The 24889-nt window shown below is 72.7% G+C and carries 20 protein-coding genes, 2 tRNA genes and 1 pseudogene; 18 read left to right on the top strand and 5 right to left on the bottom strand.

From position 1 onward, the window contains the following. Nucleotides 1-121: 121 nt before the first annotated feature. Nucleotides 122-1462, bottom strand: coding sequence for a UDP-N-acetylglucosamine 1-carboxyvinyltransferase (gene murA / locus FB157_RS23385; protein ID WP_145882561.1), 1341 nt, complete (start codon nt 1460-1462; stop codon nt 122-124). Nucleotides 1463-1727: 265 nt separating this feature from the next. Between murA and FB157_RS23380 the strand changes: the two genes are divergently transcribed. The 9 genes and pseudogenes from FB157_RS23380 (at nt 1728) to FB157_RS23345 (ending at nt 11420) form a co-directional block, all read left to right on the top strand. Continuing rightward, on the top strand, nt 1728-2300 hold the full coding sequence (locus FB157_RS23380; RefSeq protein ID WP_186581645.1) for a YqgE/AlgH family protein: 573 nt from the start codon (nt 1728-1730) through the stop codon (nt 2298-2300). 29 nt (nt 2301-2329) lie between these two features. Beyond that, nucleotides 2330-2611, top strand: coding sequence for a DUF3039 domain-containing protein (locus FB157_RS23375; protein WP_031159440.1), 282 nt, complete (start codon nt 2330-2332; stop codon nt 2609-2611). A 227-nt stretch (nt 2612-2838) separates the two neighbouring features. After that, nucleotides 2839-3269 (top strand): annotated as a pseudogene (locus tag FB157_RS23370) (carbohydrate ABC transporter permease); the annotation flags it as partial. 1 nt (nt 3270) lies between these two features. Beyond that, nucleotides 3271-4914 (top strand): beta-N-acetylhexosaminidase, encoded by a 1644-nt coding sequence (locus FB157_RS23365; RefSeq protein WP_186581644.1) that lies wholly within the window; start codon nt 3271-3273, stop codon nt 4912-4914. Between the two features lie 224 nt (nt 4915-5138). Beyond that, a complete protein-coding gene (locus FB157_RS23360) occupies nt 5139-6032 on the top strand; it encodes a xanthine dehydrogenase family protein subunit M (protein ID WP_145882559.1) in 894 nt (297 codons plus the stop codon). Further along, a complete protein-coding gene (locus FB157_RS47430; protein WP_186581643.1) occupies nt 6029-7597 on the top strand; it encodes a 2Fe-2S iron-sulfur cluster-binding protein in 1569 nt (522 codons plus the stop codon). The genes FB157_RS23360 and FB157_RS47430 overlap by 4 nt, the downstream gene beginning before the upstream one ends. Next, on the top strand, nt 7594-9903 hold the full coding sequence (locus tag FB157_RS23350) for a xanthine dehydrogenase family protein molybdopterin-binding subunit (RefSeq protein ID WP_145882558.1): 2310 nt from the start codon (nt 7594-7596) through the stop codon (nt 9901-9903). The genes FB157_RS47430 and FB157_RS23350 overlap by 4 nt, the downstream gene beginning before the upstream one ends. Further along, on the top strand, nt 9900-10025 hold the full coding sequence (locus tag FB157_RS48640) for a hypothetical protein (RefSeq protein ID WP_261386469.1): 126 nt from the start codon (nt 9900-9902) through the stop codon (nt 10023-10025). Before FB157_RS23350 ends, FB157_RS48640 begins: the two co-directional genes overlap by 4 nt. A gap of 234 nt (nt 10026-10259) precedes the next feature. Further along, entirely contained in the window at nt 10260-11420 is a 1161-nt protein-coding gene (locus FB157_RS23345) for an SUKH-4 family immunity protein (RefSeq protein ID WP_145882557.1), read from the top strand. Between the two features lie 25 nt (nt 11421-11445). Here the strand turns inward: FB157_RS23345 and FB157_RS23340 are convergent, their stop codons facing one another. The 3 genes from FB157_RS23340 to FB157_RS47425 all read right to left on the bottom strand — a co-directional run bounded on the left by FB157_RS23340 (nt 11446) and on the right by FB157_RS47425 (nt 12633). Next, entirely contained in the window at nt 11446-12234 is a 789-nt protein-coding gene (locus FB157_RS23340) for a VOC family protein (RefSeq protein ID WP_145882556.1), read from the bottom strand. A 207-nt stretch (nt 12235-12441) separates the two neighbouring features. Then, nucleotides 12442-12516, bottom strand: a tRNA-Cys gene (locus FB157_RS23335). 19 nt (nt 12517-12535) lie between these two features. Further along, nucleotides 12536-12633 (bottom strand) — tRNA-OTHER (locus tag FB157_RS47425). Nucleotides 12634-12808: 175 nt separating this feature from the next. On the opposite strand from FB157_RS47425, the gene FB157_RS23330 reads away from it, so the two are divergent. The 6 genes from FB157_RS23330 to dapE all read left to right on the top strand — a co-directional run bounded on the left by FB157_RS23330 (nt 12809) and on the right by dapE (nt 20520). Beyond that, on the top strand, nt 12809-14236 hold the full coding sequence (locus FB157_RS23330; RefSeq protein ID WP_145882555.1) for an MFS transporter: 1428 nt from the start codon (nt 12809-12811) through the stop codon (nt 14234-14236). A 250-nt stretch (nt 14237-14486) separates the two neighbouring features. Then, nucleotides 14487-14861 carry a type II toxin-antitoxin system death-on-curing family toxin gene (locus FB157_RS23325; RefSeq protein ID WP_145882630.1) on the top strand — a complete coding sequence of 125 codons (375 nt, stop codon included), beginning with the start codon at nt 14487-14489 and terminating at the stop codon, nt 14859-14861. Nucleotides 14862-14978: 117 nt separating this feature from the next. Further along, entirely contained in the window at nt 14979-16778 is a 1800-nt protein-coding gene (locus tag FB157_RS23320; protein WP_145882554.1) for a DEAD/DEAH box helicase, read from the top strand. Nucleotides 16779-17077: 299 nt separating this feature from the next. Beyond that, nucleotides 17078-17719 carry an IclR family transcriptional regulator gene (locus FB157_RS23315; RefSeq protein ID WP_145882553.1) on the top strand — a complete coding sequence of 214 codons (642 nt, stop codon included), beginning with the start codon at nt 17078-17080 and terminating at the stop codon, nt 17717-17719. Between the two features lie 198 nt (nt 17720-17917). Next, the gene (locus tag FB157_RS23310) at nt 17918-19468 is read left to right on the top strand and encodes an amino acid permease (RefSeq protein ID WP_145882552.1); all 1551 of its coding nucleotides are present in this window, start codon (nt 17918-17920) and stop codon (nt 19466-19468) included. Then, on the top strand, nt 19465-20520 hold the full coding sequence (dapE, locus tag FB157_RS23305; RefSeq protein ID WP_145882551.1) for a succinyl-diaminopimelate desuccinylase: 1056 nt from the start codon (nt 19465-19467) through the stop codon (nt 20518-20520). The genes FB157_RS23310 and dapE overlap by 4 nt, the downstream gene beginning before the upstream one ends. Here dapE and FB157_RS23300 read toward each other — a convergent pair. Then, nucleotides 20501-22069: a CdaR family transcriptional regulator gene (locus tag FB157_RS23300; RefSeq protein ID WP_145882550.1), complete on the bottom strand. Its 1569-nt coding sequence runs from the start codon at nt 22067-22069 to the stop codon at nt 20501-20503. The two genes, dapE and FB157_RS23300, sit on opposite strands and share 20 nt — an antisense overlap. 118 nt (nt 22070-22187) lie before the next feature. Here FB157_RS23300 and FB157_RS23295 point away from each other — a divergent pair, with 118 nt between their 5' ends. The 3 genes from FB157_RS23295 to FB157_RS23285 are packed head-to-tail and all read left to right on the top strand — an operon-like array spanning nt 22188 to nt 24887. Next, nucleotides 22188-22949, top strand: coding sequence for a chorismate synthase (locus FB157_RS23295; RefSeq protein ID WP_145882549.1), 762 nt, complete (start codon nt 22188-22190; stop codon nt 22947-22949). Beyond that, on the top strand, nt 22946-24055 hold the full coding sequence (gene menC / locus FB157_RS23290; protein WP_145882548.1) for an o-succinylbenzoate synthase: 1110 nt from the start codon (nt 22946-22948) through the stop codon (nt 24053-24055). The genes FB157_RS23295 and menC overlap by 4 nt, the downstream gene beginning before the upstream one ends. A 40-nt stretch (nt 24056-24095) precedes the next feature. Further along, nucleotides 24096-24887, top strand: a complete 792-nt coding sequence (locus tag FB157_RS23285; protein WP_145882547.1) for a S16 family serine protease — start codon at nt 24096-24098, stop codon at nt 24885-24887. The last annotated feature ends 2 nt before the right edge of the window (nt 24888-24889 follow it).

Here is a 24889-nt window from a genome sequence, read left to right as displayed (position 1 = left end):
GTCGAAGGGGCGGCACCCGGAGTCCGGGTGCCGCCCCTTCGCGGTTGCGGTCAGAAACGGCCTCGAACGCCCCCACTCTCGGCTTCGCTCGAGCGGGACCCCCAGGCCGGGCCGCTCGTCGTCAGCCGAGTGCCTTGCCCGGCAGTTCGACCTTCGCGCCGAGCTCCATCAGCTTCTCCATGAAGTTCTCGTAGCCGCGGTTGATCAGTTCGATGCCGTGGACCCGGGAGGTGCCCTCGGCCGCGAGAGCCGCGATCAGGTACGAGAAGCCGCCGCGCAGGTCGGGGATGACCAGGTCGGCGCCCTGCAGCTTGGTCGGTCCCGAGACGACCGCGGAGTGCAGGAAGTTGCGCTGGCCGAAGCGGCAGTCGGAGCCGCCCAGGCACTCGCGGTAGAGCTGGATGTGCGCGCCCATCTGGTTGAGCGCGGAGGTGAAGCCGAGCCGGGACTCGTACACCGTCTCGTGGATGATGGACAGGCCCGTGGCCTGCGTCAGGGCCACCACCAGCGGCTGCTGCCAGTCGGTCTGGAAGCCGGGGTGCACGTCCGTCTCCAGCGCGATGGACTTCAGCTGGCCGCCCGGGTGCCAGAAACGGATGCCCTCGTCGTCGATCTCGAAGGCACCGCCCACCTTCCGGTAGGTGTTCAGGAACGTCATCATCGAGCGCTGCTGGGCGCCGCGGACGTAGATGTTGCCGTTGGTCGCGAGAGCCGCCGAGGCCCAGGACGCGGCCTCCAGACGGTCCGACAGGGCGTGGTGGGTGTAGCCGCCGAGGCTGTCCACACCGGTGATGCGGATCGTGCGGTCGGTGTCGATCGCGATGATCGCGCCCATCTTCTGCAGAACGCAGATGAGGTCCTCGATCTCCGGCTCGACGGCCGCGTTGGACAACTCCGTGACGCCCTCGGCCAGTACGGCCGTCAGCAGCACCTGCTCGGTCGCGCCGACTGACGGGTACGGCAGCCGGATCTTCGTACCGCGCAGCCGCTGCGGCGCCTCCAGGTACTGGCCGTCCGCGCGCTTCTCGATGGTCGCGCCGAACTGCCGCAGCACGTCGAAGTGGAAGTCGATGGGCCGGCCGCCGATGTCGCAGCCGCCGAGGCCCGGGATGAAGGCGTGGCCGAGACGGTGCAGCAGCGGACCGCAGAAGAGGATCGGGATACGGCTGGAACCCGCGTGGGCATCGATGTCAGCGACGTTCGCGCTTTCCACATGGGTGGGGTCGAGTACCAGCTCACCGGGCTCCTCACCCGGTCGGACCGTCACCCCGTGCAACTGCAGCAGGCCGCGTACGACACGCACGTCACGGATGTCCGGAACGTTGCGCAGTCGACTCGGCGCGCTGCCCAGCAGGGCGGCGACCATGGCCTTCGGTACGAGGTTCTTCGCACCGCGGACACGGATCTCGCCCTCCAGCGGGGTTCCGCCGTGGACAAGCAGGACATCGTCGTTGACGGTCATGAATCTCGCGTTCCGATGAGTCGGGCAGGGGCCGGCCGATCACTTAGCGCGGGGGCCGGAGAGACAGGGTAATCGCCGATCGCCCCCCTGCCGTATGCCCAAGTACCACCCAGCCACGTCATAGGTGTGTCACAACACGAACCGTTCCGCACCGGGCACATGGGGTCACCACGCGCGGGGCTTGCGCCCACGCGCCCTGAGCTGCGTTCACCCGCACACCCGATTGGCTCCCCACGCCGGGGGAAGATGCGGGATCATGTCTGGCATGACCGAGGTGTCCTCGCTCACAGGGCGGCTGCTCGTGGCCACGCCCGCCCTGGCGGACCCGAACTTCGACCGCGCTGTGGTGCTCCTTCTCGACCACGACGAGGAGGGCTCCCTCGGTGTCGTCCTCAACCGCCCCACCCCCGTGGACGTGGGCGACATCCTGGAGGGCTGGGCCGATCTCGCGGGCGAGCCCGGCGTGGTCTTCCAGGGCGGACCCGTCTCGCTGGACTCGGCGCTCGGCGTCGCGGTCATCCCGGGCGGCGCCAACGGGGACCGCGCCCCGCTCGGCTGGCGGCGGGTGCACGGCGCGATCGGCCTGGTCGACCTGGAGGCACCGCCGGAGCTGCTCGCCTCGGCCCTCGGCTCACTGAGAATCTTCGCCGGATACGCCGGCTGGGGTCCCGGTCAGCTGGAGGACGAGCTGGTGGAGGGGGCCTGGTACGTCGTCGAGTCCGAGCCGGGCGACGTCTCCTCGCCGGCCCCGGAGCGACTCTGGCGCGAAGTGCTCCGCCGCCAGCGCAACGAGCTGGCGATGGTGGCCACGTATCCGGACGACCCGTCGCTCAACTGATGCCTGTGAGCTTCAGTACCCTTGCTGATATGAGCACTCTCGAGCCCGAGCGCGGGACTGGTACGGGGACCCTCGTAGAACCGACGCCGCAGGTGTCCCACGGCGACGGCGACCACGAGCGCTTCGCCCACTATGTCCAGAAGGACAAGATCATGGCGAGCGCCCTCGACGGTACCCCCGTCGTGGCGCTGTGCGGCAAGGTGTGGGTGCCCGGCCGCGACCCGAAGAAGTACCCCGTGTGTCCCATGTGCAAGGAGATCTACGAGTCCATGGGCAGCGGCGGCGACGACAAGGGCGGGGACAAGAAGTAGGGGTCTCCCCGCCCGGCTGAGGACGGCAAGGCCCCCGGGACGCGTCTCGACGCGTCCCGGGGGCTTTTGTGTTTTACGGCCACAGAGTGGTCGAGACCTCTTGTCGCCATGTTCGTGTTGCCCATAGCCTCCCATGGTGTTGTGCAGAGCGAAACGTTCATTGCATGTACTGCAACACTCGTGGCAGTTCGTGGCGGATGTCCCGGCCCTGCCGATCGCGGCCGCCGGCGCCGTCCCCGGACTCCTTCCGGCGGGTCTTCGGGCGGCAGGAATTCGGCCGTCACTTCGTCAACGGCGTGGTGGTGGCGGGCGGTGTGGTGATCGCCCCGGCGCTGATCGCGTTTCTCGCCGTGACCGCCGTCGCGCGATTCCGTTTCCGCTTCCGGACCGCCTTGCCGATCAGGTTTCCGGTGGCCCGGACGGCGCCCGTGGAAGGCCGCGGGGGATTCCTCCGCAGATCCTTTTCCCGCTCTTCCTCCCGGGCCTGGTGGCCATGAGCGTGTTTTCCTTCGTCTCGGCCCGGAACGACTTCCGGTTCGCCGAGTCCTTCATCATCAGCGACACCTCGCGGCCGACCCCGCCGACGGCCCTGCTGGCCTTCTTCGTACTCGTACAGCGACGCCCGGTCCCGGGGCTGGGCGGAGCGGACAAGGACTGACGTGACTGACAACGTGGATCTGATTCCGGCTCCGGCGCGCTGTTCCCGGAACACCGCCGGCCGCACGAGCCTCGGCAGCGGTACGGCCCTTGAGGCGCGGCCGGGCACGGAAGGCGTCGCGCGCTGGCTGCGCGCCACGGTCGGTGCCGCGACCGGACTGCCGTTCCCGGAGGCGGGCGAGGGTGCCGACCGGCTCGTGCTGAGCATCGAGCCCGACCTGCCGCCGGAGGGCTACCGGCTGGTCAGCGACGGTGGCCCGTACCGCATTCAGGGCGGCGGCGCGGCCGGTGTCTTCTGGGGGGCGCAGACCTTCCGGCAGCTGCTCGGCCCCGACGCGTTCCGCCGGGCGCCGGTGCGGCCGGGACGGGAGTGGGACCTGCCGAGGGTCACCGTCGAGGATTCCCCCCGCTTCCGCTGGCGCGGTCTCATGCTCGACGTCGCCCGGCACTTCATGCCCAAGGAAGGTGTCCTGCGTTACCTGGACCTGATGGCCGCGCACAAACTCAACGTCTTCCACTTCCACCTGACGGACGACCAGGGCTGGCGGATCGAGATCCGGCGCCATCCCAGGCTGACCGAGGTCGCGTCCTGGCGGGCACGGACGAAATTCGGGCACCGGGCCTCGCCGCTGTGGGAGGAGAAGCCGCACGGGGGTTACTACACCCAGGACGACATCCGGGAGATCGTCGCCTATGCCGCCGAGCGGCATATCACCGTCGTCCCCGAAATCGACGTGCCGGGCCACTCGCAGGCCGCTGTCGCCGCGTATCCGGAACTGGGCAACACCGACGTCACCGACACCACCGCCCTGACCGTGTGGGACACCTGGGGAATCTCGGCCGACGTACTCGCCCCCACCGACACCACCCTGCGGTTCTACGAGGGGGTGTTCGAGGAAGTCCTGGAGCTGTTCCCGGCGGACGCCGCCGAGTTCTCGGCGTTCATTCACATCGGCGGCGACGAATGCCGCAAGGAGCAGTGGAGCGAGTCGGTGGCCGCCAAGACCCGCATCGCGGAACTCGGGCTCGCCGACGAGGACGAGTTGCAGTCCTGGTTCATCGGGCACTTCGACAAGTGGCTTACCGCGCGCGGGCGTCGGCTCATCGGCTGGGACGAGATCCTGGAGGGCGGACTCGCGCCGGGGGCGGCCGTGTCCTCCTGGCGCGGCTACGGCGGTGGCGTGGCGGCCGCGCGGGCCGGGCACGACGTCGTCATGTGCCCGGAGCAGTACGTCTACCTGGACCACCGGCAGGCGCCGGGCGAGGACGAGCCCGTGCCGATCGGCTTCGTGCGCACCCTGGAGGACGTCTACCGGTTCGAGCCGGTTCCGTCGCAGCTCAGTGAGGCGGAGGCCCGGCATGTGCTGGGCACCCAGGCCAACGTCTGGACCGAGGTGATGGAGGACGCCGCGCGGGTGGACTACCAGACCTTCCCGAGGCTCGCGGCCTTCGCGGAGGTCGCCTGGAGCAGCCTTCCCGCCCCGCAGGAGCGGGACTTCGCGGACTTCGAGCGCCGTATGGCCGCCCACTACGGGCGACTTGACGCCCTCGGCGTGGCCTACCGGCCGCCCAGCGGGCCGCGGCCGTGGCAGCGGCGCCCGGGTGTGCTCGGCCGGCCGCTGGAGGGACCGCCTCCGAACAGATAACGGAAAAAGCCCGTCGGTATCACCGAAGAGTGGCAATCAGAATACACGGGTGAAGCGGTGCGAAAACGGACTATCTACCCGATGAGGTGGGCGAATGCCTCCTAGCGGACCCCCGCGTTCGGGTCTTGCGAAGATGTGCCAGAGTTGCCACGTCCGCCCTGTGAGCACGTACCGTACGGCCACACAGGAGGGACCAGGTGGGGCAGCGGGAAGGGGCAGCCGGTTTGACCACGCACGCACCGCAGGCGGCGCAGGCCGTCACGCTGCCCACGACACTGGACGAGGCCGTGGCGGCCCTCACCGCCATGCCCACGGCCGTTCCCGTGGCGGGCGGCACCGACCTGATGGCCGCAGTCAACTCCGGCCAGCTCAGGCCCGCCGCACTGGTGGGCCTCGGGCGGATCAGCGAGATCCGCGGCTGGCAGTACCAGGACGGCCACGCGCTGCTCGGCGCGGGCCTCACCCACGCACGCATGGGCCGTCCCGACTTCGCGGCCCTGATCCCGGCGCTCGCCGCCGCCGCGCGCGCCGCGGGCCCGCCGCACATCCGCAACGCGGGCACCCTGGGCGGCAACATCGCCACCGCCGCCCCCACCGGGGACGCGCTGCCGGTGCTGGCCGCCCTGGAGGCGACGCTGATCATCGCGGGCCCGGGCGGAGCCCGCCGGGAGATCCCGGTGTCGCACCTGCTGGCCGGCGTGGAGATGCTGCGCGGCGGCGAGCTCATCGGCTTCGTGCGCGTGCCGCTGCTGCACGCCCCACAGGTCTTCCTCAAGGCGACCGGACGTACCGGCCCGGGCCGCGCGGTGGCCTCCGTGGCCCTGGTGCTCGACCCGGCCCGGCGCGGGGTGCGGTGTGCCGTCGGTGCCATAGCGCCGATGCCGCTCAGGCCCCTGGAGGCCGAGCAGTGGGTCGCCGGGCTCATCGACTGGGACAACGACCGCGCACTCGTCCCGGAGGCCCTGAACGCCTTCGGGGAGTACGTCGCCGCGGCCTGCATCCCCGACCCCGTACCGGAGCCGGACGGTTCCGTGACCCCGCTTCCACCCGCCGTACTGCACCTGCGGCGCACCGTCGCCGCGCTGGCCCGACGAGCACTGGGGAGGGCACTGTCGTGACCGACGACCAGCACGGAGAGGGCACGTCCCGGGGCGGCGGCCGCTGGGACCCACTGCCCCAGGGCGACTACGACGACGGGGCCACCGCCTTCGTCAAGCTCCCCGAGGGCGGCATCGAGGCCCTGCTGTCCGGTGACAGTCCCCTGGCCGCACCCGGCCACGGCTACGTGCCGCCGCAGATAACGGCGACCCACGGGACGAGCGACCCGGCCGCCTCCGGCAGCTGGACCGTGCCCGGCGACGGCCACCAGTGGCCCGACCCGAACGCCGTGCCCCAGGAGCAGGCGGCGGACGACCGGTTCACGTACCACCCCGCCACCACCCAGCAGTGGACCTTCGAGGAGCCCGCGGCCCCGTCCGGGCCCGGGCACGACGTCACCGGGCAGTGGTCCATCCCGGTCGCCGGCGGCGATCTCCCGGACGAGTCGGGCGAGTTCACCACGTCCTCGCTGGTCGAGCAGTGGGGCGGCACCCCGCCGGCCACCCTGCCCGGCGGCGCGCCCGCGCCCTGGGCGACGGAGCCCGCGGACGGGCCCTGGGGCCAGCCGGAGCCCGCCGCCGAACCCCACATGGCCGACGCGTCCCCGGCGCCGGAGTTCGCGCCCCCGGCGCCGTACGCCGCCACAGCGCCCGCACAGGCCCCTGAGGGCCCCGCTGACGGCCCGGCGCGACACGGTGAGTCCGAGGCCCCACCGGCCGCGCAGGAGGCCGTGGGAACGCCGGACACGGCCGCACCCCCGGCCCCGGAGGCCGCCGAGACGGACCCGGCGGCCGGCCCGTCGGAGGACACCGGCACGGCGGACCCCGTCGAGTCCGCGGCACACGCCCCGGCCCCCGAGGACCCGGAGGCCTCCGGGCACGACGCCGCCGAGGACCCGGAACGGACCGCCCAGGGGCCGCAGGACGACCATCCCCTCGCCTCGTACGTGCTGCGCGTCAACAGCGCCGACCGGCCCGTCACCGACGCCTGGATCGGCGAGTCCCTGCTGTACGTCCTGCGGGAGCGGCTGGGCCTCGCCGGGGCCAAGGACGGCTGCTCGCAGGGCGAGTGCGGCGCCTGCAACGTGCAGGTGGACGGACGCCTGGTGGCCTCGTGCCTGGTACCGGCGGTCACCGCGGCCGGCGCCGAGGTCCGTACCGTCGAGGGCCTGGCCGTCGACGGGCAGCCCTCCGACGTGCAGCGGGCGCTCGCCCGGTGCGGTGCCGTGCAGTGCGGTTTCTGCGTGCCGGGCATGGCGATGACCGTGCACGACCTGCTGGAGGGCAACCCGGCGCCGACCGAGCTGGAGACCCGCCAGGCCCTGTGCGGCAACCTGTGCCGCTGCTCCGGCTACCGGGGCGTCCTGGACGCCGTCAGGGAGGTCGTCGCCGAACGCGAGGCGCACACCGCCGCCGACGCCGAGACGGGCGGCGACGAGGCACGTATTCCGCACCAGGCGGGCCCGGGCTCCGGCGGCGTCAACCCGTCGGCGTTCCATGCACCCGGTGTCTTCGACAGTCCCGGCACCTTCGGCGCACCGGGACCGCACGACCAGCACTACGGCCAGGACGGAGGCCAGGCGTGAGCAACGAAGCCGCCACCGCGACCACCGCGGCCGAAGCGGCCCCGGCGGCCGAGCCGCTGCCGCACGGCCTCGGCGCCTCGCTGCCGCACGCCGACGCGCGCGCCAAGACCGAGGGCACCTTCCCGTACGCGGCCGACCTGTGGGCCGAGGGCCTGCTGTGGGCGGCCGTCCTGCGCTCCCCGCACGCGCACGCGCGCATCTTGTCCATCGACACCACCCACGCGCGCGAGATGCCCGGCGTACGGGCCGTCGTCACCCACGAGGACGTGCCCGGCACCCCCCGGTACGGACGGGGCACACCCGACCGCCCGGTGTTCGCCTCCGAGGTCGTACGCCACCACGGCGAGCCCATCGCGGCCGTCGCCGCCGACCACCCGGACACCGCGCGGATGGCGGCCGCCGCCGTCATCGTCGAGTACGAGGTGCTCGACCCGGTCACCGACCCGGAGCAGGCCTTCGAGGCCGAGCCCCTGCACCCCGACGGCAACCTGATCCGGCACATCCCGCTGCGCCACGGCGACCCGGACGCGGTCGGCGAGGTCGTCGTCGAGGGCCTGTACCGCATCGGCCGCCAGGACCCGGCCCCCATCGGCGCCGAGGCCGGTCTCGCCGTGCCGCGTCCCGACGGCGGCGTGGAGCTGTACCTGGCCTCCACCGACCCGCACACCGACCGCAACACCGCCGCGGCCTGCTACGGGCTGTCCCCCGATCGGGTGAAGATCGTCGTCACCGGGGTGCCTGGCGCCACCGCCGACCGCGAGGACCAGGGCTTCCAGCTCCCGCTCGGCCTGCTCGCCCTCAAGACCGGCTGCCCGGTGAAGCTCACGGCCACCCGCGAGGAGTCCTTCCTCGGCCACGCCCACCGCCACCCGACCCTGCTGCGCTACCGCCACCACGCCGACGCCGACGGCAGGCTGGTCAAGGTCGAGGCGCAGATCCTCCTCGACGCGGGCGCCTACGCCGACACCTCCGCCGAGGTCCTGGCCGCCGCCGTCTCCTTCGCCTGCGGCCCGTACGTCGTCCCGAACGCCTTCATCGAGGGCTGGGCCGTACGCACCAACAACCCGCCCTCCGGCCATGTGCGCGGCGAGGGCGCCATGCAGGTGTGCGCCGCCTACGAGGCGCAGATGGACAAGCTCGCGAAGAAGCTGGGCGAGGACCCGGCCGAGCTGCGCCTGCGCAACGTGCTCGCGACCGGGGACGTCCTGCCGATCGGCCAGACGGTCACCTGCCCGGCGCCGGTGGCCGAACTCCTCCAGACGGTCCGTGACCACCCCCTTCCGGCGCTGCCCAAGGACACGCCCGAGGAGGACTGGCTGCTGCCCGGCGGTCCCGAGGGCGCGGGCGAGCCGGGTGCGGTGCGCCGGGGCGTCGGCTACGGCCTGGGCATGGTGCACATGCTCGGCGTGGAGGGCGCCGACGAGGTCTCCACGGCGACCGTGAAGGTCCACGACGGCGTCGCGACCGTGCTGTGCGCGGCCGTGGAGACGGGACAGGGCTTCAGCACCCTCGCCCGCCAGATCGTCCAGGACACGCTCGGCATCGACGAGGTGCACGTCGCACCGGTCGACACCGACCAGCCCCCGGCGGGCGCGGGCTGCCGCGGCCGCCACACCTGGGTCTCCGGCGGCGCGGTGGAACGCGCGGCCAAGATGGTCCGCGCGCAACTGCTGCAGCCCCTGGCGCACAAGTTCGGCATGTCGACCGAGCTGCTCCAGATCACCGACGGCAAGATCACCTCGTACGACGGCGTGCTGTCGACGACCGTCACCGAGGCGATGGACGGCAAGGAGCTGTGGGCCACCGCCCAGTGCCGCCCGCACCCCACCGAGCCCCTCGACGCCCAGGGCCAGGGCGACGCCTTCGTCGGCCTCGCCTTCTGCGCGATCCGCGCGGTGGTGGACGTGGACATCGAACTCGGCTCGGTCCGCGTGGTCGAGCTGGCGGTCGCCCAGGACGTGGGCCGGGTGCTGAACCCGGCGCAGCTGGCCTCGCGCATCGAGGCGGGTGTCACCCAGGGCGTGGGCATCGCCCTCACCGAGAACCTGCGGACGGCCCGCGGCCTGATCCGCCACCCCGACCTGACCGGATACGCCCTGCCGACCGCGCTGGACGCGCCGGACATCCGGATCGTGAAGCTGGTCGAGGAGCGGGACGTGGTCGCCCCCTTCGGCGCCAAGTCGGTCAGCGCGGTCCCGGTGGTGACGTCCCCGGCGGCGATCGCCTCGGCCGTCCGCGCGGCGACGGGCCGCCCGGTCAACCGCCTCCCGATCCGTCCGCAGGCCGCGGTGGTGACCCCGCAGTGACCACGCCCCCCGAGGAACCCCGCTACGAGCCCCCGCCGAGCCTGGGCAAGTTGTTCCTGTGGATCCTGATCTTCGCCGTGGCGGCCCTGGCGGTCGTCCTGGGCGGCATCTACTTCACCTGAGGAACGCGGGCGCCGTCACCGGGGTGACGGCGTCCGAGCAGGCCGACGGTCGCGCGACTCCTGGCGGGAGTGGAACGGGCGAGGGCCGCCCGGCGTCCTTTCCCACGGGCGTTGTCAGTGGTGCGGCGTAGTGTTCCGGGCAATGGGGGACCGCCGCTCTCCGAGGGAAGCCGGAGCGCGGCCGGGCACGCCCAGCCCAGGGACCGACGCACCGAGGAAGATCGCGGGGGAGCGATGAGCACGACCGATGCCGGGGTGCCGGCGATCACGCTGACCGAGGCGGAGCTGGACCGGTACGTCACGCACGCGCCGACGCGCGGCCTGCTCACGGGCCCCGGACTGCCCGCGGACACCGACCTGTTGACGTTCTCCCCGCTCCGCACGCACGGCCTGCGCACCCTCGGCGACGCCACGGACGGCCCCTTCCACCTCGCGGAGGAGCTGCGCAGCCGCCTGGTCATAGGCGAACTCCTCAACCCCGCCGGCATGGAGCGCGAGTCGATCCTGCTCGACGGCGACACGGGCGAGCTCACGACGGCCTACCTCTTCACCCCGTCCGACCCCCGCCCCTTCGCGCCCTCCCTCGACACCCTCCTGCGCTTCGCCGCCGTCACGGAGGAACTCGCGGGCCTGCGAGGCCGTTTCTCCTCCCTGTCGGGCCAGTACGGCCCCAAGACGGTGACCGAGGCCTCCCGCCGCCTCCTCGCGCTCTTCGAGGAGGGCACGGACGGCGCGGTCCCGCCGTACTGGAAGGCGGCGGCCCTGATCCGCCCGCTCGCCCTCATCGCCGACCCCGGCACCACGTCCGGCCTCAGCCTGGACGTCCCCGCCCGCGTCCTGGACCAGGAGTTCGGCCACGGCCGGGTGGCCCGCTTCGAGGAGGTGGACTTCCCCACCACGCTCACCCACGAGCCGACCCGCCGCTTCCTGCGGGAGACGGGACTGCCGGAGGAGGCGGTCCTCTTCCACGCCGACACGGACGTCCCGCTGCCGACCCTCACCGAGTACTTCACCGGCGAGCGGGCCGGGGAGTACCCCCTGGAGGATCTCCCGGCCCACTCCGACCACCTGATCCGCCTCGGCTACCTGGTCGAGGACAACAGCCTGGTGATCGACGGCAGAACGGGCGCGATCCTCACCTTCAGCGAGCCGGAGGCGACGCTCTACCCCCTGAACACCGACGTCTCCACGCTGGCCTTCACCCTCTGGCTCCTGCACCACGAGCGCACGATCGACGAGCACCTGGGCAACGAACTGACGACCGACGCCTACGACCAGCTGGCCGCGGCGATGATCCAGACCCTGACCTCGGTCGACCCCACGGCCCTGTCCGAGAACACCGACTGGCACTACTGGACGGAACTCTTCCAGGACGAGGCGGGCGGGGTGCTCTGAGGCGTGTGGCGCCGGGACCGCACGCTCAGCCCATGACGGTCCTGATGACGGCGAAGGGCGCACCGGCCGGGTCGAGGAACATGGCGAAGCGGCCGATCCCCGGCGCGTCGGTGGTCGGGATCAGGACGGTGGCCCCGGCGGCGGTGGCTCCGGCGAACGTGGCGTCGCAGTCGCTCACCTCGAAGTAGGGATGCCACTCCGCCGTCGATCCGGCGTCGAGGTTCTCCTGGGGCAGCTGCATCAGCCCGCCGTGGCTCCCCTCCTCGCCGGCACCGGACGGGGCCAGGAGCGTGTACGTCAGCTCCGGGCCCATCGGCACATCGGTCATCCGCCAGGAGAAGACCGACCCGTAGAACGCCTTCGCCGCGGCCGCGTCGGAGGTGTACAGCTCGGCCCAGGACAGGCTGCCGGGGACGCCGACAGCCTCCAGGCCGCTGGTCCCGCCCGGCTGCCAGACGGCGAAGTCCGCGCCCGTGGGGTCGGTGAAGGCGGCCATCCGCCCGAAGGAGAAGACGTCCGCCGGAGCGACCCGGACCCTGCCGCCCGCCTGCTCCACGGCCTTGGCGGTGGCGTCGGCGTCCGGCGTGTGGAAGTACACCGTCCAGGAGGGACTCGCCCCCTCTTCGGTGAGCGGACCGAGGCCCGCAACCGTCTTCCCGTCCTGCTGGAAGAAGCCGTAGCCGCCCGCCTCCGGTCCCGCCGAGCGGAAGTCCCAGCCGAAGACGGCGGCGTAGAAGGCGGCGCTCGCGTCGGTGTCCGGACTCCCCAGGTCCAGCCAGTTCGGAGCGCCCGGCACGTACTCGGTCGTCAGCATGGTGTGGTCCTCCACCCTGGGTTCGGCACGCCGCCGCCCGCCGCAACAGCCCGGGCGGTCCGCGTTTCTCGGGTCCGCACCGAGAAACGAATACGGCTGTGCGGGGTTTCGGCCCACTGCACGCCGATGGCCGAACCACTGGGCGAATGATCGATGGGGCGGCGCCCCTCCCGGGGTGCCGCCCCTTCCTTTGCCCTGGTCAAGGACTGGAGGCCGTGGCGGGAATCGAACCCACGTAACTCGCTTTGCAGGCGAGCCCCTAAACCACTCGGGCACACGGCCGTGATCATCTTCTGTTGTCCGGCCGTGGCGGGAATCGAACCCGCGGAACTCCCCGCGAGCGGAGCTCGCTGATGGATGCAGCGCAGGCGAGCCCCTGAACCACTCGGGCACACGGCCGTGTTTCGTGGAATGAACGTACGGGGCGGCGAAGGAGGGGTTCAAGGGAAAGTCCGCCGCCGCAATGGGACTGCCACACTGCGTTCATGAAACGGCGGGTGTACGACCAAGGTCGCAGCCGGGGTGGGACTACCGACAGGGGTCACATGCGGTTGCGGGCCTTACGCTGGCGAGCATGAGTGCCCTTGAGTCCCCTGACACCGCTGTTGTGGATGATGCCGTCGGCAGAGACGGCGGTGTGCTGGGCAGGGCCTATCGGGCGCTCAGCGTCGGGATCGTCTCCGTCGTGCTGCTCATAGCCTTCGAGGCGACCGCGGTGGGGACGGCGATGCCCGTCGCTGCGCGGGAGCTGGACGGCGTGGCGCTGTACGCGTTCGCCTTCTCGGGGTACTTCACGACCAGCCTGTTCGGGATGGTGCTCGCCGGGCAGTGGTCCGACCGCAAGGGCCCGCTCGGGGCGCTGACCTCGGGGATCGCCGGCTTCGCCGCGGGGCTCGTCGTCGCCGGGACCGCGCAGAGCATGTGGGTGTTCATCCTGGGCCGGGCCGTGCAGGGCTTCGGCGGCGGGCTGGTCATCGTCGCGCTGTACGTCGTCGTCGGCCGCGCCTACCCCGAGCGGCTGCGGCCCGCGATCATGGCGGCCTTCGCCGCGGGGTGGGTCGTACCGTCCATCGTCGGCCCCCTCGCCGCGGGCGCCGTGACGGAGCACCTCGGCTGGCGGTGGGTCTTCCTCGGCATTCCGGTGCTGGTCGTCTTCCCGCTCGCGCTGGCGCTGCCGCAGATACGGCGCAGGGCGTCGGGCCCGGTGGCCGGCAGCGAGGACTCCGGCTCCTTCGACCGGCGCCGTATCCGGCTCGCCCTCGGCATCTCCCTGGGCGCGGGACTCCTCCAGTACGCCGCCCAGGACCTGCGCTGGCTCTCCCTGCTCCCCGGCCTCGCCGGAGCCGCCCTGCTCGTGCCCGCCGTCCATGGCCTGCTGCCTCGCGGCACCTACCGAGCCGTCCGCGGGCTGCCCTCCGTCGTGCTGCTGCGCGGGGTGGCCGCCGGGTCCTTCATCGCCGCGGAGTCCTTCGTACCGCTGATGCTGGTCACCCAGCGGGGGCTGTCGCCGACGCTGGCCGGGTTCTCACTGGCCGCGGGCGGGGTGACCTGGGCGCTGGGCTCGTGGGTGCAGTCCAGGCCGCGCATGGAGCAGCACCGGGACCGGCTGATGACGGTCGGGATGGTGCTGGTCGCCGCCGCGATCGTCGCCGCGCCGAGTGTGCTCGTGCAGGCCGTGCCCGTCTGGACCGTCGCCGTCGCCTGGGCCTTCGGCTGCTTCGGCATGGGGCTGGTGATCGCCTCCGCCAGCGTGCTCCTGCTCCAGCTGTCCGCGCCCGAGGAGGCCGGCGCCAACTCCGCCGCCCTGCAGATCTCCGACGCCCTCTCCAACGTGGTCCTCCTGGCCGCGACAGGCGCCGCCTTCGCCGCTCTGGGCGGTGGCAGCACCTCGGCCACGGCGGCCGACCCCACCCGCCCCGCCGCCTTCGCCGCCGTGTTCCTGCCGATGGCGGTGGTGGCGCTGGTGGGGGCGTGGGTGACGACCCGGGTGCGGGAGCGCTGAGCCCGCGGCAAATCGATCACCTGGCGGTGCCGCCGGGCCCTGGCCCTCCCGCATGTACGAGCTGACCCTCTCCCTCGGCCGCGCCCTCCGGCAGGCGCTGGACGACCGCGCGGACGCGTCCGGACGCCGTACCGAGGAGGTGGTGCTGGAGGCGGTACGCCGGTATCCGGACGAGGAGGGGGGCGGCCGTGCGCACCCACGCCGAGCGTCTCGCGCTGAGCCACGCCGACCTGCTGCGGAGGCCGGGCGAATGAGCCGCCACCCCACCTGCACCGACGTCACGGCCATCGCCGAGCTCGCCTTCGGCGGGCGGCCGCCGAAGGCCCGGGAGCCCGGGCTGCCGGCCTCCGCCGTGCACCGTCCGCGCGCCCGGATGTTCGGTACGGCCGCCTACGAGGACCCGTACGAGCAGGCCGCCGCCCTCTTGCACGGCCTCGCCGCCAACCACCCCTTGGTCGACGGCAACAAGCGCACCGCCTGGCCGGCCACGGCCACGTTCCTCGCCCGCGACGGGGTCGATCTCGCCGACGTCGACCAGGCCAGCGCATACGACCTGGTCATCGACGTGGTCTCCGGCGACCTCGGCGACCTCCCGCAGATCGCGGGGCGGCTGCGGCAGTTGTGACGTGGGTCCCACCCACGGGCGACCCGGCCTCGTCCGGGCGTTGACGGGGGTGGGGCGCCGGTAGGGTGGCCCGGTTGTCATACGTAGCCGCCGCCCGACCCCCCTTCCACGGAGACCGTGACTACCACCGCCGCTTCCTCGACGCACTCCCACCATCTCTCGCCCGCCTTCCCGGGCCGCGCGCCCTGGGGTACCGCCAGCAAGCTGCGTGCCTGGCAGCAGGGGGCGATGGAGAAGTACATCCAGGAGCAGCCGCGCGACTTCCTCGCGGTCGCCACGCCCGGCGCCGGCAAGACGACCTTCGCGCTGACCCTGGCCTCCTGGCTGCTGCACCACCATGTCGTGCAGCAGGTGACCGTGGTCGCGCCGACCGAGCACCTGAAGAAGCAGTGGGCCGAGGCCGCGGCGCGGATAGGGATCAAGCTCGACCCCGAGTACAGCGCGGGCCCGCTCGGCAAGGACTACGACGGGGTCGCCGTCACGTACGCCGGTGTCGGTGTCCGCCCCATGCTGCACCGCAACCGGGCCGAGCAGCGCAAGACGCTCGTGATCCTCGACGAGATCCACCACGCCGGTGACTCCAAGTCCTGGGGCGAGGCGTGCCTGGAGGCGTTCGAGCCCGCGACCCGCCGGCTCGCGCTGACCGGTACGCCGTTCCGGTCCGACACCAACCCCATCCCCTTCGTCACGTACGAAGAGGACAACGCCGGCATCCGGCGCTCCGCCGCCGACTACACCTACGGGTACGGCAACGCCCTCGCCGACCATGTCGTCCGGCCGGTGATCTTCCTCAGCTACAGCGGCAACATGCGCTGGCGCACGAAGGCCGGTGACGAGATCGCCGCCCGGCTCGGCGAGCCCATGACCAAGGACGCCGTCAGCCAGGCCTGGCGCACCGCCCTCGACCCGCGCGGCGAGTGGATGCCCAGCGTGCTGCGCGCCGCCGACCAGCGGCTGACCGAGGTCAGGAAGGCCATCCCGGACGCGGGTGCGCTGGTCATCGCCTCGGACCAGGAGTCCGCGCGCGCCTACGCCAAGCTGATCCGTGAGATCACGGGGACCAAGGCGACGCTCGTGCTGTCCGACGACGCCGGCGCGTCCGGCCGGATCGACGAGTTCAGCGGCAACAACGACCGCTGGATGGTCGCGGTGCGGATGGTGTCCGAGGGCGTCGACGTGCCGCGGCTCGCCGTCGGGGTGTACGCCACCACCATCTCCACGCCCCTGTTCTTCGCCCAGGCCGTCGGGCGTTTCGTACGGTCCCGGCGGCGCGGGGAGACCGCCTCCGTGTTCCTCCCGACCATCCCCGACCTGCTCACCTTCGCCAACGAGATGGAGGTGGAACGGGACCACGCCCTCGACAAGCCGAAGAAGGAGGGTGAGGAGGACCCGTACGCCGAGTCCGAGAAGGAGATGGACGAGGCGAACAAGGAGCAGGACGAGGACACCGGCGAGCAGGACATGCTGCCGTTCGAGGCGCTGGAGTCCGACGCCGTCTTCGACCGGGTGCTGTACGACGGCGCCGAGTTCGGGATGCAGGCCCACCCCGGGAGCGAGGAGGAGCAGGACTACCTCGGCATCCCCGGACTGCTGGAGCCCGAGCAGGTGCAGCTGCTGCTGCAGAAGCGGCAGGCCCGGCAGATCGCGCACAGCCGCAAGAAGCCGGACTCCGAGGCCGACCTGCTCGAACTGCCCGCCGAGCGGCGGCCGGTGGTCAGCCACAAGGAGATGATGGAGCTGCGCAAGCAGCTCAACACGATGGTCAGCGCGTACGTCCACCAGAGCGGCAAGCCGCACGGGGTGATCCACACCGAGCTGCGGCGGGTGTGCGGGGGGCCGCCGAGTGCGGAGGCGACCGCGGGACAGCTGCGGCAGCGGATCGCCAAGGTCCAGGAGTGGGCCACCCGTATGAGGTGACCCCACCTCCGTGTGCGTATCGCGTCCGTGCGTGTATGCGGACGAATGCTGGCAGTTCATCCCCACCCTTGCCCGGATTCTGGACGGAGACTTCCGCTCAGCGAACCGGCTTCGCTACTGTCCCGCTACGCACACGCCCCGTGGCAGCGCCGCCGCGGAGCGCAGCCGTGAAGCGACATGGTCCGGAGCCGCCGGACCGTCCTGCCGATCGGCGGCCTCTGAAGCGCGTCGCCGACGGGACTCGGTCACGCATCCGCCGCCCAGAGGCTGCCGACCTCACCGCCGAAGGAGTGGGCGTCGTGACCGCGGAGACATCCCAGACGCTCGACCGGGGACTACGTGTCCTCAAGTTGCTGGCCGACACGGACCATGGCCTGACCGTCACCGAGCTTTCCAACAAACTGGGCGTGAACCGGACCGTGGTGTACCGGTTGCTCGCCACGCTGGAGCAGCACGCACTCGTACGCCGTGATCTGGGCGGGCGAGCCCGGGTCGGGCTCGGGGTGCTGCGGCTCGGCCGGCAGGTGCATCCGCTGGTACGGGAGGCCGCGCTGCCCGCGCTGCGCTCGCTCGCCGAGGACATCGGGGCGACGGCGCATCTGACGCTGGTGGACGGGACGGAGGCGCTGGCGGTCGCTGTCGTCGAGCCGTCGTGGACGGACTATCACGTGGCCTACCGCGCCGGTTTCCGGCATCCGCTGGACCGGGGAGCCGCGGGCAGGGCGATTCTCTCCGCGCGTCAGTCGCCGTCCGCCGATCCCGGCTACACGCTGACGCACGGCGAGCTGGAGGCGGGGGCCAGCGGAGCCGCCGCGCCGCTCATCGGCGTGACGGGTGTCGAGGGCAGTGTGGGCGTGGTGATGCTCGCGGACTCCGTCCCGGAGCGGGTGGGACCGCGGGTGGTCGACGCGGCGCGGGAAGTCGCCGAAGCGCTGCGCTGAGCGCTGCTTTCGGCGGGGTGCGTCCGGTCTCTGGCGCGGGTCTGCGGGGGCTGGTCGCTCCCCCCAGTTCTCGGCTTCGCTCGAACAGGGGGCACCCCCACCGCGGCGGAGCCGCATATCGACGCAGCCTCGCGCCCCTTCGGCGCGTGCCGCTCGCCACCTAGGCACCGTCGGACCGGTGCTTTGGCCATCCCGCCAATGGCGGACCTCGACCTTTGGCCGTTCCCCCCACCCCCTGCTGACCGCCCCTCCGCATCATCAAGGGCCATACAGCCCCGATGCGGAGGGAGCGGCACGGTGGAAAGAGTCGGGACCAGGCCACAGGCCGAGGGACGGACAGGGAAGAACAGGCTCACCCGGCGGCAGGCCGTCGGCACGCTCGTGGGCGAGGCCGCTGCCAGTCCGCTCCGGCGGACCATGGGAGTCGCCCAGCTCACGCTGCTCAGCGTGGGGGCCACACTCGGTACCGGCATCTTCGTCGTGCTCGGGGAAGCCGTCCCCGAGGCCGGTCCCGCGATCGTCGTGTCGTTCGTGCTCGCCGGAGTGACCGCCCTGTTCTCGGCGCTCTCGTACGCCGAGCTGGCCGGCATGATCCCCGGATCGGGATCGTCGTACAGCTACGCCTACGCCACCCTCGGCGAGCTGGTCGCCTGGGTGTGCGGGTGGTGTCTGATCCTGGAGTACGGGGTGTCCGTGGCCGCCGTGGCCGTGGGCTGGGGGCAGTACGTCAACGAGCTGCTCGACCTGGTCTTCGGCGTCACCCTGCCCGACTCGCTCAGCGCCCCGCCCGGACTCGGGGGCACCCTGAACATCCCGGCCGCCCTCATCGTCGTACTCGCCATGGTCGTGCTGCTGCGCGGGGCCAGGGAGAGCGCGGTCGCCAACACCGTCATGGTCGGCGTCAAGATCGCCGCGCTGGTGATGTTCTGCGCCGTCGCCTTCACCGCCTTCCGCGCCGGGAACTTCCACCCCCTCTTCCCGCTCGGCGCCGCAGGCATGAGCGCCGGGGCGGCCTCCCTCTTCTTCTCCTACATCGGCTTCGACGCCGCGTCGACGGCCGGTGAGGAGGCCAGGAACCCCCAGCGGGACCTGCCGCGCGCGATCATCCTCTCCCTCGTCCTCGTCACCGCCCTGTACGTCCTCGTCGCCGTGGCCGCGCTCGGTGCCATGCCGTGGAAGCAGTTCGCGGGGACCGAGGCGACCCTGAGCCAGGTCCTCGTGCGGTCCGTCGGGGGCGGGAACCTGTGGCCGGTCCTGCTGTCGATCGGGGCCGTCGTCGCCACCACCAGCGTGGTGCTCACCGTGCAGTACGGGCAGATCCGCATCCTGTTCGCGATGGCCCGGGACGGACTGGTGCCGCCGCTGTTCGCCCGGGTCCACCCGCGTACCGGGGTGCCGCGCGCCAACACCGTCATCGTCTCCGGCTTCATCGCCGTACTCGCCGCCCTCGTCCCGCTCGGCAGCCTCGCCGACGCCACCAGCATCGGCACGCTCTTCGCGTTCATGCTGGTCAACCTGGCCGTCGTCATCCTGCGCCGGCGCAGCCCGGGCACGCCGCGCTCCTTCCGGGTCCCGCTCTCGCCGCTCACGCCGCTGCTCGGTGTCGGGTTCTGCGTCTACATGCTGTTCAGCCTGGGCGCCGGCACCTGGATCGCCTTCGGGGTGTGGATGGCGGCCGGGCTCGTGATCTACGGCCTCTACGGCATCCGGCACTCCAAGCTCGACGCACCGCACGAGGACCCCGCATGACCGCTCTCGATCTCACCACCGACGTCGTCACGCTCACCCGGGCCCTGGTCGACCTCCCCTCCGAGAGCGGAGAGGAGCGGCGGATCGCGGACGCCGTGGAGACGGCCCTGCGCGCCCTGCCCCACCTCACCGTCGACCGGGTCGGCGACTCCGTCGTCGCCCGCACCACCCTCGGCCGGCCCGAACGCGCCCTGCTGGCCGGTCACCTGGACACCGTCCCCGCCGCCGGGAACCTGCCCTCACGGCTCGACGGCGGGCGCGTCCACGGGCTCGGCGCCTGCGACATGAAGGGCGGGGTGGCGGTGGCGCTGCGGATCGCCGCGACCGTCCCCGCGCCCGTCCGCGACCTCACCTACGTCTTCTACGAGTGCGAGGAGGTCGAGGGGGAGCGCAACGGGCTCGCCCGGATCGGCGCCGCGCGGCCGGAGCTGCTGGAGGAGGCCGGTCTGGCGATCCTCATGGAGCCCTCCGACGCCGGCGTCGAGGCCGGCTGCCAGGGCATCCTCACCGCCGACATCGTCGTGAAGGGCGCCCGCGCCCACACCGCCCGCGCCTGGCGTGGCGTCAACGCCGCCCACAAGGCCGCCCGGGTGCTCCAGCGGCTCGACGAGCACACGCCCGAGCGGGTCGTCGTGGACGGACTGGAGTACCGGGAGGGGCTGAGCGCGGTCGCGGTGCGCGCCGGGGTCGCCGGGAACGTCGTACCGGACGAATGCGTCGTCACCGTCAACTGCCGCTTCGCACCCAGTCGTTCGCCCGAGGAGGCGGAGGCGTACGTGCGCGGGCTGTTCCCGGAGTACGAGGTGCGGGTCACCGAGGTCGTCGCGGGGGCCCTGCCCCGGCTGGACCGGGTCGGCGGCCTGGTCGCCGCGCTCGGCGCCGAGCCCCGGCCCAAGCTCGGCTGGACGGACGTGGCCCGGTTCGCCGCGCTCGGCGTGCCCGCGCTCAACTACGGCCCCGGGGACCCGTCGCTGGCCCACACGGCGGGCGAGTACGTGCCCGTGGAGCACCTGCGGCAGTGCGAGGAGCGGCTCAGGCGGTGGCTCCGCTGAGCCCGGCCAGCGCCCTCAACTGAAGCCACAGCACCAGCCGTTCGTCGGGGTCGTCCAGGTCGACCCCGGCGTGCTGCTGGAGTTGTCTGAGCCGGTAGCGGCAGGTGTTGGGGTGCACGGCGAGCAGCTTGGCAGCGCCCGCCATGTCGCAGCCCGCGTCGAACCAGCACACCAGAGTGCGGGCGTACTCCGTGCCGTTCGCGGCGTCGTACGCCAGCACCCGCCGCCACGCGCCCGCGCTCAGCTCCCGCCGCTCGCCCATCACTTCGGCGAGCCGCAGCAGTGTCACGCGCGGGCGCACCTCGTCCACCGTGGCGACCGGCAGCTCCGCGTCCAGCACCCGCAGCACCAGGTCCGCGTCCGCCCGGGAGTCCGCGAGGCCGGCCGCGTCCGGCACCACCTCGCCCAGCGCCGCCCGCACCGGCACCCGCAGCGCCTGTCCGGCCCGCCCGACGATGTCCTCGGCCAGCGTCCGATGGCTGTGTCCGTCTGTTCGCCTCCGGGGCGCTTCAGCCGGGAGCACCGCGTACACCACCCCGTCCACCAGCACGCACGCGTGCCGCCCGTAGCGCGCCTCGCACTGCAGGCGTACGACGTCCAGCAGGCGCAGCGCCGTCCGTTCGGCGTCCGGGACGCTCGCTGCGGAGTCCAGCACGAACGCGGCCACCCGGGCCGGCCCCGTGACACCGAGCCGCTGGGCGGCCGTCGGCGCGTCCGTCGTGCCCTCCAGTAGGCGGCGCAGCAGATCGCTGCCCCGGTGCCGGGCCAGTTCGCGCGCCGCGCGGGCCCGGAGCAGGAGCAGGGCGGCCGTGGAGGCGCCCTGCACGAGGGTGTCCTCGGCGTCGGGGGCGAGCGAGCCGCCGTCGATCACCCAGACGGAGCCGAGCGTCTCCCCGCCGGCCCGCACCGGCATCGCGAGCCGGGGCAGGCCCGAGCCGGTCAGCGCGGGCAGCCGCACCGGCCGGTCGGCCGCGAACAGCCGCCGGTACTGCTCGGTGTTCTCCGCGCTGGGCGGCACCTGCAGGCCGAGGATGCCCTGCCGCCGGTCCTCGTCCACCTGCTGCCCGGGGACGGTCGAGTAGGCGAGGATCCGCTGCCGCGGGTCCTCGATCGCCGTGGCCCCGCCGGTGCCCGCCGCGATCGCGTCGGCCAGCGCGAACAGATCACCGAGGCCGGTGTCGGAGGCGGTGGCGGGCCGCGCGCCGATGGCCGAGGCCAGCAGCAGGTGCACCTGGTGCCAGGCGGCGTCCTCGGCGACCGACAGCAGTGCGACGCCGTGCGCCTCCGCCTCCTCGACCGGCCCGTCCGGGCCCCGCACCACGACACCGGTCAGCCCGGCCTCCGCCGCCGCCCGCACCAGGGGACCCGCCTGCGCCGCCGGCACCCCGACCGCCAGCAGCAGCCCGCCGGGCAGCCGGGGGAGGGGGGTCCGGCCGTCGTGGAGCACCGCCTCGGTGACCGGTACGCCCTGCCCGGCGGGGGCGGTGTGCAGGTGCAGGGCGGGGCCGCCGACGACGTCCAGGAGGTCGCCGAGGGTGCACGCGTCCATGGAAGTCCTCGCGGGGTCGGCTTGGCTGATGCTGCAACGAACGTACGCATCCCTTGGCCGCTCGCACAACACACGGCTCCGCGTGGCCTCCGAGACTCGTCCCATGACAGCAGGAGTCATGACCACAGGAGTCACCGTCCGTACGGTCCACGACGTCGCCGGGCTCGCGGCCGTGGCCGACCACTTCAGCGACGTCTGGCACACCCCCCGTACCGCCCCGCCCTACCCGGCCGAGGTGCTGCACAGCCTGGTGCACGCCGGTGGCGCCGTGCACGCCGCGTACGACGGGCAGCGGCTGGCCGGGGCCGCCGTGGCCGTGCTCGGAGCGGAGGGCAGCACGTACTCGCTGGTGGCGGCCGCCGACCGGGGCCTCGGGTACGCAGTGAAGCAGGCGCAGCGCGACTGGGCCGCCGGGCTCGGCGCCCGCACCATGCGCTGGACCTTCGACCCGCTGGTCGGCCGAAACGCCCGCTTCAACCTGGTCAAGCTGGGTGCCGTCGGCACGGAGTACCTGGTCGACTTCTACGGCCCGATGACGGACGGCGTGAACGACGGCGACGAGAGCGACCGGCTGACGGTCACCTGGGATCTGGATCCGACGGCGCCGAGAGCGCCGTACGACACGGACGCCCACGGACCGGTCACCCGGACCGCCCCCGACGGCGGCCCGCTCGCCCGCCGCGACTTCGCCGACCGGTACGTCTGGTGCCGGGTCCCCGACGACATCGTCGCGCTGCGCGCGGCCGACCCCGCGCTCGCCCTGCGCTGGCGGCACGCCGTGCGCGAGGTGTTCCTGGAGGCGTTCGTGGCGGGCTTCCGGGCGACGGGCATGTCCCGCGACGGCTGGTACACGCTCACCCGGACGGAGGGGGCCGCATGAAGCTGGAGCGCGTGGAGATCGTGCACGTGGCGATCCCGCTGGTCACGCCCTTCCGGACGTCCTTCGGCACGATGACGACGAAGGACACCTTCCTCCTGCACGTCGTCACGGACGAGGCCGAGGGCTGGTCGGAGTTCGCCGCCGACCCCGAGCCGCTGTACTGCTCGGAGTTCGTGGCCGGCGCCGAGATCGTGCTGCGCGACTTCCTGCTGCCCCGGGTGGCCGCCCTGCCACACCTCACGACAGCCGCGCTCGCCCCGGCCATGGCGAAGATCAAGGGGCACGAGCTGGCGAAGGCGGCCCTGGAGACCGCGGTGCTCGACGCCGAGCTGCGGGCGTACGGCATGCCGCTCGCGACCTACCTCGGCGCCGTACGGGACCGGGTGCCCGCCGGGGTCTCCGTCGGCATCAAGGACAGCGTGCCCGAGCTGCTGGACGACGTCGAGCGCTACCTCGCCGAGGGGTACGTGCGCATCAAGCTGAAGATCGAGCCCGGCTGGGACGTCGAGCCGGTCCGGGCGGTCCGCGAGCGCTTCGGCGCCGGGCTGCCCCTCCAGGTCGACGCCAACACCGCGTACACCCTCGCGGACGCCGAGCATCTGCGGCGGCTGGACGAGTTCGGGCTGCTGCTGATCGAGGAGCCGCTGGAGGAGAACAACCTCCACGCCCACGCGCAGCTCCAGAAGCGCCTGGCGACCCCGGTCTGCCTGGACGAGTCCCTGCACCACGCCCGGGACACCGCCGCCGCGATCGCCATGGACGCCTGCCGGGTGGTGAACGTCAAGCCCGCCCGGGTCGGCGGCTACCTGGAGGCCCGCCGGGTCCACGACGTGGCCCACGCGCACGGGATCCCGGTGTGGTGCGGCGGGATGCTGGAGACCGGCATCGGCCGTGCCCCCAACCTGGCGCTGGCCGCCCTCCCCGGCTTCATCCTGCCGGGCGACACCTCGGCCTCCTCGCGCTACTTCGCCGAGGACATCACCGAGCCGTTCGTCCTGGTGGACGGCCACCTCCCGGTGCCGGCCACGCCCGGGAGCGGCGTCGAGCCGCTGCCGGACGCGCTGCGCCGGTTCACCCGTGAGCGCCGGGACCTGTACACCGCATAGGAGACGGGGGAGGCGGGTGGCCGTCACGTAGATTGATTACGTGCTCTCACGTCTCACACGCCCCCAGGCCGTCGCCGTCTGCGCCGTGCCCGTCGTGGCCCTGCTCGCCACGGCGGTCCTCGCGCCGCTGCCGTTCTCGGTGGCGCAGCCCGGGATGACGGCGGACGTGCTCGGGAAGAACCAGGGCACCCCGGTGATCACCGTCTCCGGTGCACCCACCCGGACGACCGGCGGGCAGCTGCGGATGACGACGATCGAGGCGACCGGCCCGGACGCCCGGGTGTCCCTCAAGGACGTGATCGGCAACTGGTTCCGCACGGACCGGGCCGTGATGCCCCGCGACGCGGTCTACCCGAGCGGCAACAGCGTCAAGGAGATCGAGAAGCACAACGCGGAGCAGATGCAGCAGTCCCAGGACGCGGCGACCCAGGCGGCGCTGAAGTATCTGAACCTGAGCGCCGACAAGGTCGACGTCGGCCTGAAGCTCGCCGACGTGGGCGGGCCCAGCGCGGGGCTGCTGTTCACCCTGGGGATCATCGACAAGCTGAACGGCGACGGCAGCGGCGGTGACCTCACGGGTGGCCGCACCATCGCCGGCACGGGCACGATCGACGCCTCCGGGAAGGTCGGCGCGGTCGGCGGGGTGGCGCTCAAGACGCAGGCCGCCCGGCGGGACGGGGCCACCGTCTTCCTGGTGCCGAAGGCCGAGTGCAGCGATGCCAAGGCCGAGCTGCCCGAGGGGCTGCGGCTGGTCCCGGTGACCACGCTGAAGGGCGCGGTGGACTCCCTGGTGGCGCTGGAGAAGGGGAAGGGCTCGGTTCCGAGCTGTTAGGC

It is taken from the genome of Streptomyces sp. BK340 (genome assembly GCF_007827595.1).
Classification (GTDB): domain Bacteria; phylum Actinomycetota; class Actinomycetes; order Streptomycetales; family Streptomycetaceae; genus Streptomyces.
This window is presented reverse-complemented; position numbering and strand designations above follow the sequence as displayed.